Here is a 20,035-nt window from a genome sequence, read left to right on the forward strand (position 1 = left end):
GCCAAGTTCCGTGTGGATGGGGTATCAACTTAAAGATTAAGGGGGAAGGGATTTGGAAGGAAATTTTATAAAAATGAATCAAGGGAAAAACAATTGGAAAAGGTATTTATTATCCTTTTTTGTCTTTCTTGGTTTTATGTTTCTTGGTTCCATTTTCTATTTTATTGTCTTAGCAGTATACGCCGAAGCAGACGGTAATCCAAAAACATACTTTGATCTTGAACAAATGACTGGTATAAACGTTGACCCCGTCTATGAATTTGTTTTTTCAAATTTAATCTATGTGGTTTGGATTTTTGGTCTGATTCTTTTTATAAGGCTCATACATAAACGAAAATTTAAAACCTTAATTACGCCAAATAAAAAGATAAACTGGAGACGGATTTTTTGGGGATATGCTCTATTTTTTTGCTTAGTTGCTGTCACAACACTCATAGATGCTCTATTAAATCCCGGAGATTATTCCGTTAATCACGTTAAAGCCCAGAATTATCTTAAACTATTTATTTTTGTCCTGATGCTAACCCCCATTCAAACAACAGCTGAAGAGGTCTTTTTCAGGGGATACCTTATGCAATGGTTCGGTAAAAAACTTAATAATGTTTTATTACTATCAATCATTGTAGGCTTAATTTTTGGGTCACTGCATTTCACTAATCCTGAAATGAGCTATTCTCCTTTTTTTGTTGGTAGTGATTATGTACTTTCGGGGATTTTATGGTGTTACATTACAGCGAGAACAAACAGCGCAGAATTAACAATAGGAGCCCACGCTGCAAATAATATGTTTCTTGGCTGGTTTCTGACCATGGATAATTCAGTGTTCGGAAATCTGCCATCCTTATTCGTTGTAACCAATATTAATCCCAAAATTTCGTTGCTTTGGACTATTATTACTCTTTCTATTTTTACGTACCTTGCCATTAGAAAATATGGGGTGAATAACACAACTTCTATGAGGTAAGGTAAATTACCATATAGTTTAGCGGAATCAAAAAAACCATAAAGAGCATGAAAAGCTCTTTATGGTTTTTCCTCTATTCCATTACCTGTTTGTTATAATTACCTTTTTTAATTTTTACAATTACATTTACAACTGCAATCGCCCAAAGTATTCCAAGCACTAAATAAGTCAATAAACTTATTGTTTGTGATACATCAAGTGCTCCTAATAAGGTCCTAATATTTGTAATAATAATAATTCCGCCCACCAGCGTTCCTAAAAGGTTAGTAGGGATAATTTTAACTAACCAAGCAGCAACGGGTGCTGCAATAATCCCGCCAATCATTAAGGCGAGGACCCATTGAAGATTAATTTGTGTCCATCCTAAAGTTAAAAGAAAACCTAATGTGGATGCAATGGCAATGGCAAACTCACTTGTATCCACCGAACCAATTACTTTTCTCGGTTCCATCTTGTTACTCGTTAATAGGACAGGTGTTGCAATTGGACCCCAGCCCCCTCCACCTGTCGCATCAAAAAATCCAGCAATAAAACCTAGCGGAATTAATTGCTTTTTCCCGAATTTCTTTCCTGAAAGCTGCGTAGTCGGATTAAATTTAAACATAAAACGATAAATGACATAAACACCCAACATTAATAAAAAGAAGGAAACATAGGGTTTAACAATATCACCAGGAATGCTTCCTAAAAAACAAGCACCCAAAAATGCCCCAATCGAACCAGGAATAATTAATTTATAAACTACTTGTTTATCTACGTTACCAAAGCGAATGTGTGATACACCGGATGCTGCGGTTGTCACCACTTCCGCCATGTGAACTGATGCTGAGGCAACTGCTGGAGCAATTCCAAACATCAGTAATAATGAGGTGGAAGTAACCCCATAGGCCATTCCTAATGAACCGTCGACTAACTGGGCTGCCAAGCCGATTAAGGCAAGGATGATTAACCTTTTCAAAAAAATCTCTCCTTTATAAAAGTATCCTGAATAGACTAGTTAAAAGGTATTAGAAGCTAGACTATAAAACCCTTTTTAATTGTCGACTAATCCAATCATGTGTCTAACCTACGATATGAGCGGACAAAATTCTGGGTTCTTTTAGGAAGTGAAAATGGTTATTTGCCTAGATAAATGTGATTAGGTTTAAAATAACTTTATGATCAACAGGGGCAGGGTAGTTAACGATAAAAAAGGAGAATCCATGAAGCCTATTAATGAGCTTCATGGATTCCCCTTTTTTAATTTTTAAAAGTTTAAAAATAATTATATACTAATAATATCCTTGTATCCTTTATAATAAAAAGATAGTTTCATAATTTTTAATTTATAGTTTTCAAATGGAAAGAAGAAAGATGTTGCCCATTTCCCCCCATCATTTGATATTCTATAAGAAAAAGGATTTAACCATACCATATTCGGGGCTTTACTAATGATTGAAGGAAGGCTGGAACTGTTGGATATACGAAACGTTAGAATGGAAGATTTACCTAATTTAATAGTGATTGAACAACTTTGCTTTTCAGAAGAAGAGGCTGCTACGAGAGAAACTTTTGAACAGCGCATTCATTTCATCTCAGATAGTTTTTTTGTGGCGGAAGAAAGAGGTGTGATTATTGGATTGGTTAATGGACCAGTCATTGATACAGCCTTTATCACAGATGATCTCTTTCATGATATCCAACCTAATCCAGCTACTGGCGGGCATCAAAGTATTTTAGGTTTGGCCGTTTCTCCCCATTTTCAAACTCGTGGCGTGGCATCAGCTTTATTAAAACACCTAGAAAAAGATGCGAGAGCAAAAAAACGTGAAACGATTACACTCACTTGTAAAGAGGACTTAATTGGCTTTTATGAAAACCATGGATATCGAAATAAAGGGGTTTCAAATTCCCAGCATGGCGGTTTCACTTGGTATAACATGAGTAAAGATTTAAAGTAAAGGCTGTCGAGACAGCCTTTTTTATATTTGACTCTTTTAACCTATTTAAATGCTATATTCCTAATAGAAATAGGAGTATCTTTATATGCCTGTAAGATCCCGTGCTCTTCGATTTCATCTTTCATTACTGCCTTAAATGGAAGTTTTACCTCCGTTTCACTTTTCAGAGGGGAGAAAGAAAGCGAAACGGTTTCTTGGCTTTCCCAATGTGCAATGATAGGTTTGTCGGTAACAAAAGAAAATAATTGAGGAAAACCGTTACGGAAAAAAGGGTGCGTCCTTTTATTGTCTCCAGGCTCATTTAAACAAATAAATAGAGAAAGATAATCACAGAATTTTATTAGATCTAAGTGGTACATCAAGGTTTCTTCCTTTTTCTTGTTTCCCATTAATTGCAAGTCCTTTTTAAGCCGCTCCTGTCTATGCTTTTCTTCATTCCAAAATTCCCTCACAGCGGGCTCCTCAGCATCCTGTATCAGTGTAGAATAATGCAAGCTGCATAATAGTCCTGCATATTTACTCTTATCCTCCACCTCATCTAATCCTTTTTTATAAAAAGAGACTTTACGATCGATGGGGTAGTCGATAAAAGAGTATGGTTTCTTACCTTGTTCATTCCATATGGGAGATGAATCCAATTCGATCCAGCCTCGATCATGTTCTTGGATGGCTAGAAGTATCTCCTGCTTTCGTTTAGGACCAAAAAAATACTCCTCTTTACAGTTTCGGGCAATTTCCCCTGCAATGTGGGCATGATCATTCTGCGTCACCATAAAATAACTTTGTTCACGATCTACAATAATCATTTTCGGAAAATCCTTTCTTAGCAACTGCTGCAATTTGGATAACTCGTGCTTAGTTTTTGAGCATCACTTATCCAACCTATATACCCAATTTTTCTTTTAAAGAACTGATGTTTTTTAGTATTTACGATTACTATTCACTTTAATTAAAAAAATGGGACCCTTATAAAGAGATAGTAGAAAATATTTCTGAACTCGTATATTTCGGGAATGAAAATAATTTACAAATATGGTACTATATCAATATTAATTTCGAATAACTGGGAGATGGAACAGCATGCTAACTTGGAAACGGAATTTATGTGTTCTTTGGATTGGAGTGTTTTTTACTGCAGCAAGTTTTTCCATGGTCATCCCTTTTTTGCCGATTTTTTTACTTCAATTAGGTGTACATCAACACACAGAAATGTGGTCTGGGCTCTTATTTAGTTCTGCCTTTTTTGCGGGTGCAGTGGCTTCACCTTTTTGGGGGAGGATGGCAGACCTATACGGCAGGAAACCAATGATTATTCGTGCCGGTTTTGTTCTTTTTGTCATTTACACTTTAATGGCATTTGTCACAAACCCTTATCAAATACTAGTATTGCGTATACTACAAGGTTTATTAAGTGGATTCATTCCTGGTGCCATTGCCTTGATTGGTACTAATACGCCAAATAATAAAGTAGGGTATGCGCTGTCGCTTATTTCTACTGCTTCCGCATCCGGAGGGATTATTGGACCATTGTTGGGTGGAGGGATTGCTCATTTAGTGGGAAACCGCTGGGCTTTTGCTAGTGCAGGAATGATCGTTTGCTTGTCGACACTTCTAATTATTTTTTGGGTAACAGAAGAAAATTTCGTACCAAGTAAAGAAAAGGGCTCTGTTAAAAAGGATTTTAAATTAGCGCTAAATAACCGCCCTTTTTTATTGGTTTTGATCTTAACCTTAGTCACCAGTTGTTCAGTCATGACGATCGAGCCGATCCTCCCACTGTACATTGTAAAATTAGGCGGTTCTTCTGAAAATGCGTCATTATTGGCAGGAATTGTGTTCTCACTTCCCGGTATCGCCAGTGCCTTATTTGCTCCATTATGGGGAAAGTGGGCGGATAAAGTCGGATTTCAACGTGTTTTATTCATCGGACTACTTGGTGGGGGTCTCGGTACAATAGCTCAAATATTATTCACCCAAATATGGGGATTTTCGATTATTCGGTTTGTTTATGGGATTTTTTTCTGTGCGGTTTATCCTGCATTAAATGGACTAGTTGTGAAATCAACTCCTGATGACTTCCGCGGTCGTGCCTTCAGTTTGAATCAAACGGCAAACCAACTAGGAGGAATGACCGGTCCTATAATTGGCGGATTCATTGGCGGTGTTTTTCCTGTTTCAATCGTATTTGCTGCCACAGGAATTTTACTTTTAGTGGCCATGGCAACAGTTCATTGGAATGCTGGGGCGTTAAATAGTACATTGAGAAGAAAAGTAGTTCCGGGGAAGTAGAGATGTTTTTGTCCGCATGACCATATCATGTGGACATTTTTTTACCTTTATGGTTAATTTTGTAAGGGAAATAAGGTATTATTAAAAGTAGTCTAACGCATTTATTTTATATACTTTAGATGAAGGGCAGGTACATATGAAATGGAATTTGTGAAACTTGGAAATACCGGTATGGACGTATCACGCCTTTGTATGGGTTGTATGAGCTTTGGCGTACCTGAGAGAGGGCCGCATCAGTGGGTTCTTGACGAAGAGAGAAGCCGGCCGCTAATTAAAAAAGCACTTGATTTTGGCATCAATTTCTTTGATACCGCCAATGTTTATTCCGACGGAACCAGCGAAGAAATTGTCGGTCGTGCGTTGAAAGACTATGCTAATAGGGATGAAATCGTCATTGCGACCAAGGTTCACGGCCGTATGCATAAGGGGCCTAATGGAGCTGGACTTTCACGTAAGGCTATTATGAGTGAAATTGACAGCAGCCTTAAACGTCTTGGTACTGATTATGTAGATCTTTACCAGATTCATCGCTGGGATTACCAAACGCCAATTGAGGAGACAATGGAAGCCCTGCATGATGTCGTTAAAGCAGGGAAGGCAAGATATATCGGCGCCTCTTCTATGTATGCTTGGCAATTTCAAAAAGCCCTGTATATTTCTGAGCGCAAGGGCTGGACCAGGTTTGTGACCATGCAGAATCATTTAAATCTATTGTATCGGGAAGAGGAGCGTGAGATGCTGCCTCTTTGTAAAGCGGAGAAAATTGGCGTCATTCCATGGAGTCCCCTTGCAAGAGGAAAATTAACGCGCGATTGGGAGGAAACGACTGCTCGCTCGGAAACAGATGAATTTGGAAAAGGTCTTTACGCAAAAACAGCGGAAGCCGATCGCGTTGTGGTTGGCCGAGTTGCAGAAGTAGCAGAAAAACGTGGTGTTCCCCGGGCACAAATAGCGCTTGCATGGGTTTTGCAAAAAGAACCCGTATCGGCACCCATTATTGGGGCGACGAAAATGTCTCATTTGGAAGATGCGGTGGCCGCACTGTCGATTAAGCTGACACCAGACGAAATAACCTTTTTGGAAGAGCCTTACGTCCCACACCCTGTACTTGGATTCAATTGAGTATTTACTACCAAAAGATGAACAGTATAATTCCATCCTATAAGAAAAAAATAAAGATGGTGTAATCACACCACCAACATGATGGGAAGGGAGATTTACCATGAACATACGTGAAGGATTGATTCCTACCGCATTAGGCACAGCTGTTACAGCTACAGGTTATGCCTTAAAACAAAACCGCCGGTCTAATAAAATGTTAGCGAACACAGTGTTTGGCTTTGGTTTAGCGCACGTGGTACTAGGTGTAATCGACCTTGTAGAACATCGTCGTTAGATAAAAAGAAGGCGGGCAAAAAAATTGCTTGCCTTCTCTTTGTGCCCAGATTTTAACCTTCTATTATAAACAATGCATTTTTGCTTCTGCTTCCTGCCATGGAATGGTGTATCCTTGTCCTTTGGAACAGAAAATGGAGGAAGAAGTATAGTCTGGATCAGCATCCTTATTATAATGAATTTTATCAATCACCTCATCTTGATTATGACAAGGGTAATAGCCTGAAACTACTAAATTCATGGTCCCTTTACCCTGAGTAATGGAAGCAAATTCAGGACCATAATGCATGAAGGTCGCTACAGGTACTTTTCCGGTTACAAAGGCTTTGCTGCCTACAGTCGCAGGAGGGTCGAAGCGGCCATGTGCTTGCTGGATATCGGTAAGGACTTTCCCCATCTGCTCAATTTCCATTTTCATCTTAAATTCATAAAATGGTTCGAGCAGGAGGTTAGTTGCTTTTTCTAAGCCTTGCCGTAATGCGCGGAAGGTAGCCTCCCTAAAATCACCGCCGGAAGTGTGTTTATTGTGAGCTCGTCCTGTCAACAAAGTAATGTTAACATCTGTTATTGGAGAGCCTGTGAGTAAACCGTGATGGTCTCGTTCAAAAAGGTGAGTTCGGATGACGTTTTGCGTCCCAATCGATAAATCATCGGTATGACAGGCGCTTTTGAAAGTATTGCCGCTATTCCTATCGGCTGGCTCAAGTTTAAGATGGACTTCTGCATAATGTCCAAGTGGTTCAAAATGACCGTAGCCGATGGCTTCCGAAACAATCGTTTCTTTATATAATATTTCTGGTTCAGCAAATGTTATGGCTAGGTTAAATCGTTCTTGAATGATTTGGATTAAAACTTCAAGTTGAATCGTTCCCATTATGTGAATATGAATCTCTTGGGAGCGTTCTTCCCATGTGACGTTTAAAGCAGGGTCTTCGGCATTTAGGATATGAAAAATACGCAAAACTTCTTTTACATTGATCGATGGGTCAAAGATTACTTTCGATTTAAGGGCTGAGACCATTTCATAAGAGGCTTTTTCTCGTAAAGAACCAAGACCAGCCCCGGCAACTGCAGAGGATAAGCCCGTTACAGCGAAAATATCGCCAGCTGAAACTTGATCCACTGACGTAAACTTTGTTCCATTATATAGACGGATGTGGGTTACTTTTTCACAAAGCCGATCTTTGTCAGTCTCATAGATGATTTCATCACGTACTTTCAATGTACCGCTTAGGGCTTTGATAAACGTAATTCTTGTTCCCTTCTCATCATAATGAATTTTAAAGACCCTTCCCGAAAAGGGTTCTTCGCAGCTATACTCACTCGAGGTTAACAGGTCAATTTTTTCAAGAAAACTATTGATGCCAATATCTTGTAGGGCAGAGCCATAGGCACATGGGAAGAGTTGATTTTCACTAATCATTTCTTTCATCGCATTTAGCCATAAATCCATCTGATATCCGTCGTTCATGTACCTATCTAATAAGTTTTCATTACGTTCTGCTAAAAATTCAACGAGCTTTTCCTTCATTTCTCCATCATCAAACATGTTGGTGATATCACAGACATCTTCAGTTAATTGGCTTCGGATTTCATCCATTACCTTATCCGCGTCCGCACCCAGTCGATCGATTTTATTAATAAAGAAAAATGTAGGAATATGATGCTGCTGAAGGAGACGCCATACTGTTTCGGTATGTCCTTCGATTCCTTCGACAGCGCTAATGATAACAATGGCATAATCCATTACTTGAATGGCTCGTTCCATTTCTGGTGAAAAATCTACATGTCCAGGAGTATCAATTAAATAGTAAGTGGAGTCATGAAAAGGAAACATAGCTAAATCAGCGAAAACCGTAATACCTCTTTGTTTTTCAATTGAATGGGTATCAAGAAAAGTATCTTGATGGTCGACACGGCCGCGTTGTTTAATAGTTTTTGTATGATAGAGAAGTTGTTCTGCTAATGTGGTTTTTCCGGCATCCACATGGGCAAACATTCCGATTGTTTTTTTCATGATGCCACCTCATGGTTCTTTATTATTCTTAAAGATTAGTATAACAAAAGAAAGAAAAGAACCCATTTAAAAAAGGGAATTAATATATTTTGACATTCTAACATGCTACAGGCGTTAACCATGATAAAATGAATCTACTAATGTTTGAAAAATAGAGGTGAAATTTCTTGAAGAAATTATTGGTTCTCTTCCTATGTATTGTGGGCTTTTCCTACTTATCACAAAAAAATATGCTTCCATCCCTAGCAGAAGTATCACGTTTTCTAAATATAAATGATGTTGATAATCCACTGCCAAATGAAAAAACTGTACATTCATCAGAACTTGAACATAAACCTGTTTCAAATGGGAAATATCAGACCACTGACATTCAAACCTATCAGGTTATAGTGGAGGATGGTAAATTAGTTGTGATCGGAGAACCTACTCCATACGGGAAATATAATAAAGCGAATGGAATTATTTTATATATTCAAGAAGTGCGGGCTGATAAGAAAACGACGATTAAAGTTCCTTTTTCAAATGGGAAGGTCCATTATGCCTATCCTTTAATTTATCCAGTAGGGGATGTGATTCTGAATTTGGATGAATATTATAAGGGAAAGGAAAATGATCCGAATAAAGTCTTAGGCTATGCCCAATATACATTGACAGATAGTGATCCGTACTTAGCTCCAAGTTATATGGTTCAAAGTAACGATCCCGGCCTTACAGCGCTTGCTAAAAATATTACGAATGGAAAAAATTCAGATACCAGTAAATCTCAAGCTATCTTTACATGGGTGGCCAAAAATGTGGCTTATAATGCTCCGCTGGTTAATTCGGAAAAGCCGCCACTGTATTCGGCCTTGCAAACGTATCAATCTCGTGTCGTCTTGTGCACGGGTTATGCGGACTTAAGCGCAGCTCTGCACCGCGCTGCCGGTATTCCGGCAAAAGTGTCTTACGGGGAGAATCACGCTTGGAATGAAGTAATGTTGAACGGTGTTTGGCAATCAGAAGACCCAACTTATGGTTCTGGTTATATTAATGGTGATACAAATCAATTTGTTCGCCACTACCAGCCAGATTATTTTTCCAAGACCGATAAACATAAAGAGGGCGAATATCCTTGGTGAAATCATTTGTCATAAATGAGACCAATTCCAAAAATGGAATTGGTCTTTTTTCTTAAATTTAATCTAAAATCTCTTTTTAGTGAACCAAATTGATTGCGCTCAGCGTTTGCCTAATTGTTTTTGCTATCCTTTTAAGAAAACACATACTCCAAAATTTATGAACTGATTTTATGTCCAATTAATAGGCGCTGAACATTTCTTGATTTTTTGGACATGACATTGAAAAACCTTCATAAAATGTACAAGTTGATACATCGGAGTGGAGTGGTGTTTTTGAGTATAAGTATTTTAGTGAGTTATATTATTTTGGGCTTTACCTTAGCAGCTCCAATCGGACCAGTAAATTCCGCTCGATTGGATAAGGGGATTAAAAATGGGTTTTGGCATGCGTGGATTGTCGGAGCTGGTTCTATGATTGCAGATGGTATCTTTATGCTTATGGTGTATTTAGGAATGGTTCAATTCCTTGGCGTTCCTATCGTCCAAATATTCCTTTGGTTATTTGGGGGATTTGTGTTGATTTATTCTGGGCTTGAAAGTATTAAGAACTCCAACACCATTACGCTTTCGTATAGTAGGAATAAGGAATCACTATTTAGATGCTTTCTGACCGGTTTCATTATGTCAATTACCAGCCCCTTATCTATTTTATTTTGGTTAGGCATTTACGGTTCTGTCTTAGCAAAAACAGCCCAAACCAGCGGGACGGAGTCACTATTAATTTACAGCAGCATGATTTTTCTCGGCCTCACATGTTGGGATGTATTTGTTGCGGCCCTTACCACCGGCTTTCGAAAACTATTAAATGTAAAAAGTCTAATTGCTATTTCTATCATTTCTGGAGCTTCCTTAATTATATTTGGTTTGTATTTCAGCTATCAGGGAATTGACGCTCTTATTCGATGAATAAAGAAAACTCCTTTTATTGATTCCTGTAATTCGATTACTTTATATTGATATGGAAAAAAATTGCACCTTGAATCAATATATTTAGGGTGGTAAGATAATAAAAGTTCTCAACAAAAAGAAAGGCCTACAACACAGCCTCTTGTTGAAAACATGCAGATTAATACTAACCATTCTATTGATGGCTGGAAATAATTAACCATTGATGGACAAGTAATACAGCGGTATAATATTTATTGTTGTCGCTATGAAAGTGAACTTGTTCTTTGAAAACTAAACAAACAAAAACGTCAACAAACAATAATATTAGTTTCGTATGAAACTAAGCCAACGTAACATTTATGAGCTAATCAACTTTCTTGGAGAGTTTGATCCTGGCTCAGGACGAACGCTGGCGGCGTGCCTAATACATGCAAGTCGAGCGGACTTTCAAAAGCTTGCTTTTGAGAGTTAGCGGCGGACGGGTGAGTAACACGTGGGCAACCTGCCTGTAAGACAGGGATAACATCGGGAAACCGATGCTAATACCGGATAATCCTTTTCCTCTCATGAGGAAAAGCTGAAAGTCGGTTTACGCTGACACTTACAGATGGGCCCGCGGCGCATTAGCTAGTTGGTGAGGTAACGGCTCACCAAGGCGACGATGCGTAGCCGACCTGAGAGGGTGATCGGCCACACTGGGACTGAGACACGGCCCAGACTCCTACGGGAGGCAGCAGTAGGGAATCTTCCACAATGGACGAAAGTCTGATGGAGCAACGCCGCGTGAGCGATGAAGGCCTTCGGGTCGTAAAGCTCTGTTGTTAGGGAAGAACAAGTACCGGAGTAACTGCCGGTACCTTGACGGTACCTAACCAGAAAGCCACGGCTAACTACGTGCCAGCAGCCGCGGTAATACGTAGGTGGCAAGCGTTGTCCGGAATTATTGGGCGTAAAGCGCGCGCAGGCGGTCCTTTAAGTCTGATGTGAAAGCCCACGGCTCAACCGTGGAGGGTCATTGGAAACTGGGGGACTTGAGTGCAGAAGAGGAAAGCGGAATTCCACGTGTAGCGGTGAAATGCGTAGAGATGTGGAGGAACACCAGTGGCGAAGGCGGCTTTCTGGTCTGTAACTGACGCTGAGGCGCGAAAGCGTGGGGAGCAAACAGGATTAGATACCCTGGTAGTCCACGCCGTAAACGATGAGTGCTAAGTGTTAGGGGGTTTCCGCCCCTTAGTGCTGCAGCTAACGCATTAAGCACTCCGCCTGGGGAGTACGGCCGCAAGGCTGAAACTCAAAGGAATTGACGGGGGCCCGCACAAGCGGTGGAGCATGTGGTTTAATTCGAAGCAACGCGAAGAACCTTACCAGGTCTTGACATCCTCTGACACTCCTAGAGATAGGACGTTCCCCTTCGGGGGACAGAGTGACAGGTGGTGCATGGTTGTCGTCAGCTCGTGTCGTGAGATGTTGGGTTAAGTCCCGCAACGAGCGCAACCCTTGTTCTTAGTTGCCAGCATTCAGTTGGGCACTCTAAGGAGACTGCCGGTGACAAACCGGAGGAAGGTGGGGATGACGTCAAATCATCATGCCCCTTATGACCTGGGCTACACACGTGCTACAATGGATGGTACAAAGGGCAGCAAAGCCGCGAGGCCTAGCCAATCCCATAAAACCATTCTCAGTTCGGATTGTAGGCTGCAACTCGCCTACATGAAGCCGGAATCGCTAGTAATCGCGGATCAGCATGCCGCGGTGAATACGTTCCCGGGCCTTGTACACACCGCCCGTCACACCACGAGAGTTTGTAACACCCGAAGTCGGTGGGGTAACCGTAAGGAGCCAGCCGCCTAAGGTGGGACAGATGATTGGGGTGAAGTCGTAACAAGGTAGCCGTATCGGAAGGTGCGGCTGGATCACCTCCTTTCTAAGGAATATGCAGTCCTTGTGGACTGATAAAAGTTGACCGCTTTTTGTTTGTTTAGTTTTGAGAGTGCAATCTCTCAATTCAATTGCTCCTGCGCCGCAGTAGCTCGAGGAAGTAATCCCTCAGCTCGTCGCAAGGCAGCATGAAGTAACGCTCTGAAGTTCATTCACGATGTGATTGAAGTCAGTAGCCTTGTTCCTTGAAAACTAGATAATCGTAAGAAGAAGCAAGAAAACATCGAGTAATCGCCATTTTAGTTTTCTCTCTTAAGTAATTAAGAGAAATAACCTTTTAGGTTAAGTTAGAAAGGGCGCACGGTGAATGCCTTGGCACTAGGAGCCGATGAAGGACGGGACTAACACCGATATGCTTCGGGGAGCTGTAAGTAAGCTTTGATCCGGAGATTTCCGAATGGGGGAACCCACTGCTCGTAATGGAGCAGTATCTTTACCTGAATACATAGGGTATTGATGGCATACCCGGGGAACTGAAACATCTAAGTACCCGGAGGAAGAGAAAGCAAACGCGATTCCCTGAGTAGCGGCGAGCGAAACGGGACATAGCCCAAACCAAGAGGCTTGCCTCTTGGGGTTGTAGGACACTCAACATGGAGTTACAAAGGAACGGGGTAAATGAAGCGATCTGGAAAGGTCCGTCATAGAAGGTAAAAACCCTGTAGTTGAAACTTCGTTCCCTCCTGAGTGGATCCTGAGTACGGCCGGACACGAGAAATCCGGTCGGAAGCAGGGAGGACCATCTCCCAAGGCTAAATACTCCCTAGTGACCGATAGTGAACCAGTACCGTGAGGGAAAGGTGAAAAGCACCCCGGAAGGGGAGTGAAATAGTTCCTGAAACCGTGTGCCTACAAGTAGTCAGAGCCCGTTCATGGGTGATGGCGTGCCTTTTGTAGAATGAACCGGCGAGTTACGATCCCATGCAAGGTTAAGTTGAAAAGACGGAGCCGCAGCGAAAGCGAGTCTGAATAGGGCGAATTGAGTATGTGGTCGTAGACCCGAAACCAGGTGATCTACCCATGTCCAGGGTGAAGTCCAGGTAACACTGGATGGAGGCCCGAACCCACGCACGTTGAAAAGTGCGGGGATGAGGTGTGGGTAGCGGAGAAATTCCAATCGAACTTGGAGATAGCTGGTTCTCTCCGAAATAGCTTTAGGGCTAGCCTCACGTAGTAAGAGTCTTGGAGGTAGAGCACTGTTTGGACTAGGGGCCCTCATCGGGTTACCGAATTCAGACAAACTCCGAATGCCAAAGACTTATCCGTGGGAGTCAGACTGCGAGTGATAAGATCCGTAGTCAAAAGGGAAACAGCCCAGACCACCAGCTAAGGTCCCAAAGTATACGTTAAGTGGAAAAGGATGTGGAGTTGCTTAGACAACCAGGATGTTGGCTTAGAAGCAGCCACCATTTAAAGAGTGCGTAATAGCTCACTGGTCGAGTGACTCTGCGCCGAAAATGTACCGGGGCTAAACGTATCACCGAAGCTGTGGATTGACACCATCAGGTGTCAGTGGTAGGAGAGCGTTCTAAGGGCGTTGAAGCTAGACCGTAAGGACTGGTGGAGCGCTTAGAAGTGAGAATGCCGGTATGAGTAGCGAAAGATGAGTGAGAATCTCATCCACCGAATGCCTAAGGTTTCCTGAGGAAGGCTCGTCCGCTCAGGGTTAGTCGGGACCTAAGCCGAGGCCGAAAGGCGTAGGCGATGGACAACAGGTTGATATTCCTGTACCACCTCTTTATCGTTTGAGTGATGGGGGGACGCAGGAGGATAGGGTAAGCGCGCTGTTGGATATGCGCGTCTAAGCAGTTAGGCTGGTGAATAGGAAAATCCGTTCACCGTGAAGGCTGAGCTGTGACAGCGAGGGAAATTTAGTACCGAAGTTCCTGATTCCACACTGCCAAGAAAAGCCTCTAGCGAGATAAAAGGTGCCCGTACCGCAAACCGACACAGGTAGGCGAGGAGAGAATCCTAAGGTGAGCGAGAGAACTCTCGTTAAGGAACTCGGCAAAATGACCCCGTAACTTCGGGAGAAGGGGTGCTCTTTGAGGTTCATAGCCTCGAAGAGCCGCAGTGAATAGGCCCAGGCGACTGTTTAGCAAAAACACAGGTCTCTGCGAAGCCGCAAGGCGAAGTATAGGGGCTGACGCCTGCCCGGTGCTGGAAGGTTAAGAGGAGGGGTTAGCGCAAGCGAAGCTCTGAATCGAAGCCCCAGTAAACGGCGGCCGTAACTATAACGGTCCTAAGGTAGCGAAATTCCTTGTCGGGTAAGTTCCGACCCGCACGAAAGGCGTAACGATCTGGGCACTGTCTCAACGAGAGACTCGGTGAAATTATAGTACCTGTGAAGATGCAGGTTACCCGCGACAGGACGGAAAGACCCCGTGGAGCTTTACTGTAGCCTGATATTGAATTTTGGTACAGCTTGTACAGGATAGGTAGGAGCCTGAGAAGCCGGAGCGCTAGCTTCGGTGGAGGCGTCGGTGGGATACTACCCTGGCTGTATTGAAATTCTAACCCGCACCCCTTATCGGGGTGGGAGACAGTGTCAGGTGGGCAGTTTGACTGGGGCGGTCGCCTCCTAAAGAGTAACGGAGGCGCCCAAAGGTTCCCTCAGAATGGTTGGAAATCATTCGTAGAGTGTAAAGGCACAAGGGAGCTTGACTGCGAGACCTACAAGTCGAGCAGGGACGAAAGTCGGGCTTAGTGATCCGGTGGTTCCGCATGGAAGGGCCATCGCTCAACGGATAAAAGCTACCCCGGGGATAACAGGCTTATCTCCCCCAAGAGTCCACATCGACGGGGAGGTTTGGCACCTCGATGTCGGCTCATCGCATCCTGGGGCTGTAGTCGGTCCCAAGGGTTGGGCTGTTCGCCCATTAAAGCGGTACGCGAGCTGGGTTCAGAACGTCGTGAGACAGTTCGGTCCCTATCCGTCGTGGGCGCAGGAAATTTGAGAGGAGCTGTCCTTAGTACGAGAGGACCGGGATGGACGCACCGCTGGTGTACCAGTTGTCTTGCCAAAGGCATCGCTGGGTAGCTATGTGCGGACGGGATAAGTGCTGAAAGCATCTAAGCATGAAGCCCCCCTCAAGATGAGATTTCCCATAGCGTCAAGCTAGTAAGAACCCTGAAAGATGATCAGGTTGATAGGTCAGAGGTGGAAGCATGGCGACATGTGGAGCTGACTGATACTAATCGTTCGAGGACTTAACCAAGAAAAGCGGAAGCGTCCGCTTAGCAACGTATGGCCTGGAGGGCTTTGACTGAGATAAAGGAAACACGAAGAGCGATAGCGATTCGATGTTGACTTATCGTAGGGAAAAGACCGAAGGACACTAGTTGCTGGACGCTGGAGCTGGACAATGATTACTCGTTTTACAAACTTCTTCTGCATTATCTAGTTTTGAGGGAATGAACCTCTAATTAAATAGTCTGGTAATTAAGGCGAGAAGGTCACACCCGTTCCCATACCGAACACGGAAGTTAAGCTTCTCAGCGCCGATGGTAGTTGGGACATGCGTCCCTGTGAGAGTAGGACGTTGCCAGGCACACTAAAGACAACCTAAAATGGGTTGTCTTTTTATATTCATCTATATGTGAGTCTCACTCAAGTAAAGGTAAAAGTCATTACCCTAATAGAAATTTCAAGGTGGTGGAATCACAGAACTCTCGTCTAAAGGACAAAAGCAAAGAAAGAACCTAATGAGTGTCCTATAGAGCCCTCCTATAGAACAAAACCCGAAGTTAAAATCCAAAGAGTGTCCGATAGAGCCCTCCTATTGGAAAAAACCCAATATAAAAACCAAAAGAGCGTCCGATAGAACTCTCATATATGGCAAAACGCAAAGAAAGAAAATCCAAAAGTGTTCAATAGACCAATCCTTTTAGACAAATACATAGAAAAATAACCAAACTTGTCCAATAGACCTGTCTATAGTACAAAACAATCTGATAACTCATTTGCCAAAAAATTTACCAAAAAAATCATGATTATCATTTTGAAAAGAACAGCAAAATAAAACAGGAAGAAAATGAAGATGTTAAAGGAGGTATTTTTGATGTCAAAAAATAAACACACACCGTCATCAGAGGTGGATCAAAAAAAACTTTTAAACGATAAGGTCGAAACAGCGAGAAAAAATGGTTTTGAAGATGATCATGTTCGCAGAGGGACACCCAATGGTGCTCAAGGTCAATAATCTGTAAAAATAATCTTTTAACCAAAAGCAGAATGCCATGTACATGACATTCTGCTTTTTATGATTCGAGATTGTTAGTAAGCATCAACAATTGCAAAGATACCGAAAGAAGATTTTTAAGAATGGGGTCAAGTTATCAACGGAAAAGTAAATCGTATTGATTGCAAGGAAAGAAATGATTGGTTTATCATACTGTTTATGATGGTCAAAACCTAGAAAAAGGGTACTTAAGATTTGTATATAAAAACAGCTGGAGGGATACAACAAAATGGATTCAAAATTTGCACCATTATTCGAACCATATCATTTTTCAAATGGAGTTGAAGTAAAGAACCGCTTGGTGATGGCACCAATGACCAATTTTTCATCCAATCCGGATGGGACTGTGACCGACGCTGAGGTGAAATACTATGCAAGAAGGTCTGCTGGAGTTGGGATGGTTATAACCGCATGTACATATGTCACTCCGAATGGAAAAGGATTTCACGGAGAGTTTGGCGGTGATCGGGATGAGTTGATTCCTAGCTTACGACAAATTGCTTCAGGAATAAAAGAACAAGGTGCGAAGGCAATATTGCAAATCTTCCACGGCGGCCGTCAAGTTCCACCAGAATTAGTCAATGGAGACGTGGTTAGTGCTAGTGCAGTACCTGCTGAAGGCGAAGGAAAACCAGTCCCTAGGGAATTATCAGAGGAAGAAATAAAATCGATTATTCGGGACTTTGGGGAAACTACTCGTCGCGCAATTGAAGCAGGTTATGATGGGGTAGAGATTCATGGGGCAAACGGCTACCTCATTCAGCAATTTTTTTCTCCTCATTCCAACCGACGCGAAGACCAATGGGGTGGTAGTTTAGAAAAACGCCTTAAATTTCCCTTGGCTATAGTTGATGAAGTTAAAAAGGTAGCTGCCGAGCATACAAAGGATCCATTTATTATTGGCTATCGATTCTCGCCAGAAGAGCCTGAAACCCCAGGCATTACAATGGCGGATACATTAGTATTAATTGATGCTCTTGCTGATAAAAATCTTGATTACCTTCATGCTTCTTTACAAGATTTTTGGTCCAAACCAAGGCGTGGTGTAGAGGATACGCGCTCACGGATTGAATTAATCCAAGAAAAGGTTGGTGATCGGGTTCCAGTCATCGGCGTCGGGTCAATTCAAACTGCTGACGAAGCTGTTAAAGCAATCCAAACTGGTGTACCCTTCATTGCCTTAGGACGTGAAATTATTATCGACCCTGATTGGGTTCAAAAGGTAGCAGATGGAAGAGAAACTGAAATTGTAACGGAAATCGATAAAAGTAAACAACAAGAGCTGGTGGTCCCAGATCCATTATGGCAGGCGATTATTCATACGCCTGGATGGTTTCCAGGTATTAAATAGTAAAAACAATTAAGTCAATTAGAAAAAGTCCTTCATCAATGTGATGAAGGACTTTTTCTTTGCAGCTTGTATTATCCTTCGACCGGAACATATGTAAAAAAAGCCATCGCTTGCTTTAGGAATATTGATCTTGATCCGAAGAATCATTATTATTGATCATGTCTTTTACATCCTCTGCAATCTTATCAAAAGTCTGATTTACCCTATTCATAATTTCCTCATTGTTCGTCCCATTGTTATCGTTGAAGTCTTTTTTCATTTTCTTCACCTCCATTCTTATCCTTTGTAAAAGGTAGAGGATTTATTACCAAAAATAGAACCCAGGTATTTTATTGTTTGTAATCTGCTGCATGAAACTATTTAAACAACCCTGCCGTCTACTATGTTAAAGTACCCTAGGTAACGAAAGAAATTTTGTGAGAGTAAGTGAGGAACTTTTATGCAAGACTTTATTTATTTAGTTGAAGACATTTTGTTGGTAGTGTTATTTGTTGTAATCGGTCTTATATTTGGAATAATCGGATGGAGAAAGAAACGGTACGCTATGATGTATGGTGGATTTGGTCATTTTGCCGGTGTCCTCCTTAGTGGGATTTTAACTTATATGGTCAGTCTAAAGGATAGTAGTAACGGTATTGCCATTATGATTCTGTATCCATTGTTCGCCGGAGGTTGCTGGTTTATTGGCTTGTTAATCGGGAAAAGAAAGGATCGATCTGTTAATTAAAACTTTACGAGTATACTATATTAAATTTATTGTTTAAGATAAGCATCTGTATGTTTTTTAATAGACTTTTCGAACTATTATTAATAAAATAAAAAACATATTGCCTTACTAAAAGTTAATTGTTCAACTTTTGTACATATTGTTATTTTGAAAAAAGGGGAGACTGCCATGATTCAAGAGGGATACATTGAAGTAACAGGTGGAAAGGTTTGGTATCAAAAATATGATAGCGCTGCTGGTGGGACGCCTGTTATTGTGCTGCACGGCGGTCCGGGTTCTTCTTGTTATTCTTTACAAGTGCTTAAGTCTCTTGCGAAGGATCGTCCTGTTATTTTATATGACCAGTTGGGATGTGGGAGATCTGAGCGGCCAACGGACACCCGACTATGGAGAATCGACCGATTCGTCGAGGAACTGGCACAAATACGAGAAGCATTAAAGTTAGAGGAAGTGCATATTCTAGGCCACTCATGGGGAACCACACTTGCCGCTGCGTATTGCTTAACCAAGCCGAGTGGTGTGAAAAGTGTCATTTTTTCAAGTCCATGCCTCAGTGCACCATTATGGGAGCAGGACCAAAAGAAAAATCTTAAAAAATTACCGCACGATATCCAGGAAACCATTAAACACAGTGAGGAAAATGGTACAACCGATTCTCAAGAATTCCAAGCAGCGATCGAAGTATTTAGTAAGCATTTTGTAAACAGATTAGAGAAAAACCCTGAATGGCTGGAACAAAGGCCTCCAGGGTATCGAAACTCTGAAATCTATAATATCATGTGGGGTCCTTCCGAATTTACAGTACTCGGAAACCTCAGAGAATTTGATTGTACATCCCAATTAAAAGAAATAAGCTGTCCCACCTTATTTACATGCGGACGGTTTGACGAAGCAACACCGGAGACGACAGAGTATTATAGTGAGGTAACCCCCCATTCACAATTCTATGTGTTTGAAAAAAGTGCCCATATGGCATATATAGAAGAACCAGAGGAATATCTAACTGTAATGGGAAATTTCCTTCATTTGGTAGATTCCCCTAAGTAAGTTATTCGTAAAAAAAGCAGCTTGATTATGTCAAGCTGTTTTTTAAATTTACCAATGAAAGATTATTAAGAAATATAGAGGATTACGTAAAACTTTGGCGAATATTCTTCTTATTATAAA

The 20,035-nt window shown here is 41.7% G+C and carries 15 protein-coding genes and 3 rRNA genes; 14 read left to right on the forward strand and 4 right to left on the reverse strand.

Annotation, left to right across the window (positions count from 1 at the left end; all coding sequences use genetic code 11):
* Window positions 1-52 precede the first annotated feature (52 nt).
* Entirely contained in the window at window positions 53-964 is a 912-nt protein-coding gene (locus AC4E8C_RS12660; RefSeq protein WP_490207049.1) for a CPBP family intramembrane glutamic endopeptidase, read from the forward strand.
* Between the two features lie 73 nt (window positions 965-1,037).
* On the opposite strand, the gene AC4E8C_RS12665 is transcribed toward AC4E8C_RS12660, so the two are convergent.
* Window positions 1,038-1,922, reverse strand: coding sequence for a sulfite exporter TauE/SafE family protein (locus tag AC4E8C_RS12665; protein WP_490207050.1), 885 nt, complete (start codon window positions 1,920-1,922; stop codon window positions 1,038-1,040).
* A gap of 493 nt (window positions 1,923-2,415) precedes the next feature.
* Between AC4E8C_RS12665 and AC4E8C_RS12670 the strand changes: the two genes are divergently transcribed.
* The gene (locus tag AC4E8C_RS12670; RefSeq protein WP_490212549.1) at window positions 2,416-2,904 is read left to right on the forward strand and encodes a GNAT family N-acetyltransferase; all 489 of its coding nucleotides are present in this window, start codon (window positions 2,416-2,418) and stop codon (window positions 2,902-2,904) included.
* A gap of 41 nt (window positions 2,905-2,945) precedes the next feature.
* Here the strand turns inward: AC4E8C_RS12670 and AC4E8C_RS12675 are convergent, their stop codons facing one another.
* On the reverse strand, window positions 2,946-3,710 hold the full coding sequence (locus AC4E8C_RS12675) for a DUF3891 family protein (protein ID WP_490207051.1): 765 nt from the start codon (window positions 3,708-3,710) through the stop codon (window positions 2,946-2,948).
* A 274-nt stretch (window positions 3,711-3,984) separates the two neighbouring features.
* Here AC4E8C_RS12675 and AC4E8C_RS12680 point away from each other — a divergent pair, with 274 nt between their 5' ends.
* From AC4E8C_RS12680 to AC4E8C_RS12690, 3 genes are all read left to right on the forward strand, one after another.
* Window positions 3,985-5,193 carry an MFS transporter gene (locus AC4E8C_RS12680; RefSeq protein WP_490207052.1) on the forward strand — a complete coding sequence of 403 codons (1,209 nt, stop codon included), beginning with the start codon at window positions 3,985-3,987 and terminating at the stop codon, window positions 5,191-5,193.
* A 141-nt stretch (window positions 5,194-5,334) separates the two neighbouring features.
* Window positions 5,335-6,315, forward strand: coding sequence for an aldo/keto reductase (locus AC4E8C_RS12685; RefSeq protein WP_490207053.1), 981 nt, complete (start codon window positions 5,335-5,337; stop codon window positions 6,313-6,315).
* Between the two features lie 100 nt (window positions 6,316-6,415).
* Entirely contained in the window at window positions 6,416-6,589 is a 174-nt protein-coding gene (locus tag AC4E8C_RS12690) for an asparagine synthase (RefSeq protein WP_490207054.1), read from the forward strand.
* A 63-nt stretch (window positions 6,590-6,652) separates the two neighbouring features.
* Here AC4E8C_RS12690 and AC4E8C_RS12695 read toward each other — a convergent pair whose 3' ends face one another.
* Complete coding sequence (locus AC4E8C_RS12695; protein ID WP_490207055.1) at window positions 6,653-8,605, reverse strand: GTP-binding protein; 1,953 nt, start codon at window positions 8,603-8,605, stop codon at window positions 6,653-6,655.
* Window positions 8,606-8,772: 167 nt separating this feature from the next.
* Between AC4E8C_RS12695 and AC4E8C_RS12700 the strand changes: the two genes are divergently transcribed.
* From AC4E8C_RS12700 to AC4E8C_RS12730, 7 genes are all read left to right on the forward strand, one after another.
* A complete protein-coding gene (locus tag AC4E8C_RS12700) occupies window positions 8,773-9,723 on the forward strand; it encodes a transglutaminase domain-containing protein (RefSeq protein ID WP_490207056.1) in 951 nt (316 codons plus the stop codon).
* 273 nt (window positions 9,724-9,996) lie between these two features.
* Complete coding sequence (locus AC4E8C_RS12705) at window positions 9,997-10,629, forward strand: LysE family transporter (protein WP_490207057.1); 633 nt, start codon at window positions 9,997-9,999, stop codon at window positions 10,627-10,629.
* Window positions 10,630-10,985: 356 nt separating this feature from the next.
* Window positions 10,986-12,535 (forward strand): 16S ribosomal RNA (locus tag AC4E8C_RS12710).
* A 294-nt stretch (window positions 12,536-12,829) separates the two neighbouring features.
* Window positions 12,830-15,767, forward strand: a 23S ribosomal RNA gene (locus tag AC4E8C_RS12715).
* A 216-nt stretch (window positions 15,768-15,983) separates the two neighbouring features.
* Window positions 15,984-16,100, forward strand: a 5S ribosomal RNA gene (gene rrf / locus AC4E8C_RS12720).
* Together the 16S, 23S and 5S rRNA genes form the textbook arrangement of a ribosomal RNA operon.
* A 510-nt stretch (window positions 16,101-16,610) precedes the next feature.
* Complete coding sequence (locus AC4E8C_RS12725; RefSeq protein WP_490207058.1) at window positions 16,611-16,751, forward strand: hypothetical protein; 141 nt, start codon at window positions 16,611-16,613, stop codon at window positions 16,749-16,751.
* A gap of 268 nt (window positions 16,752-17,019) precedes the next feature.
* A complete protein-coding gene (locus AC4E8C_RS12730; RefSeq protein WP_490207059.1) occupies window positions 17,020-18,141 on the forward strand; it encodes an NADH-dependent flavin oxidoreductase in 1,122 nt (373 codons plus the stop codon).
* A gap of 115 nt (window positions 18,142-18,256) precedes the next feature.
* On the opposite strand, the gene AC4E8C_RS12735 is transcribed toward AC4E8C_RS12730, so the two are convergent.
* Window positions 18,257-18,400 carry a hypothetical protein gene (locus AC4E8C_RS12735; protein ID WP_490207060.1) on the reverse strand — a complete coding sequence of 48 codons (144 nt, stop codon included), beginning with the start codon at window positions 18,398-18,400 and terminating at the stop codon, window positions 18,257-18,259.
* A 180-nt stretch (window positions 18,401-18,580) separates the two neighbouring features.
* Here AC4E8C_RS12735 and AC4E8C_RS12740 point away from each other — a divergent pair, with 180 nt between their 5' ends.
* Together AC4E8C_RS12740 and AC4E8C_RS12745 are read left to right on the forward strand one after the other, a co-directional pair.
* Complete coding sequence (locus AC4E8C_RS12740) at window positions 18,581-18,868, forward strand: hypothetical protein (RefSeq protein WP_490207061.1); 288 nt, start codon at window positions 18,581-18,583, stop codon at window positions 18,866-18,868.
* 168 nt (window positions 18,869-19,036) lie between these two features.
* Window positions 19,037-19,915 carry a proline iminopeptidase-family hydrolase gene (locus AC4E8C_RS12745; RefSeq protein WP_490207062.1) on the forward strand — a complete coding sequence of 293 codons (879 nt, stop codon included), beginning with the start codon at window positions 19,037-19,039 and terminating at the stop codon, window positions 19,913-19,915.
* The last annotated feature ends 120 nt before the right edge of the window (window positions 19,916-20,035 follow it).

Source organism: Neobacillus sp. SRL179, from assembly GCF_984799095.1.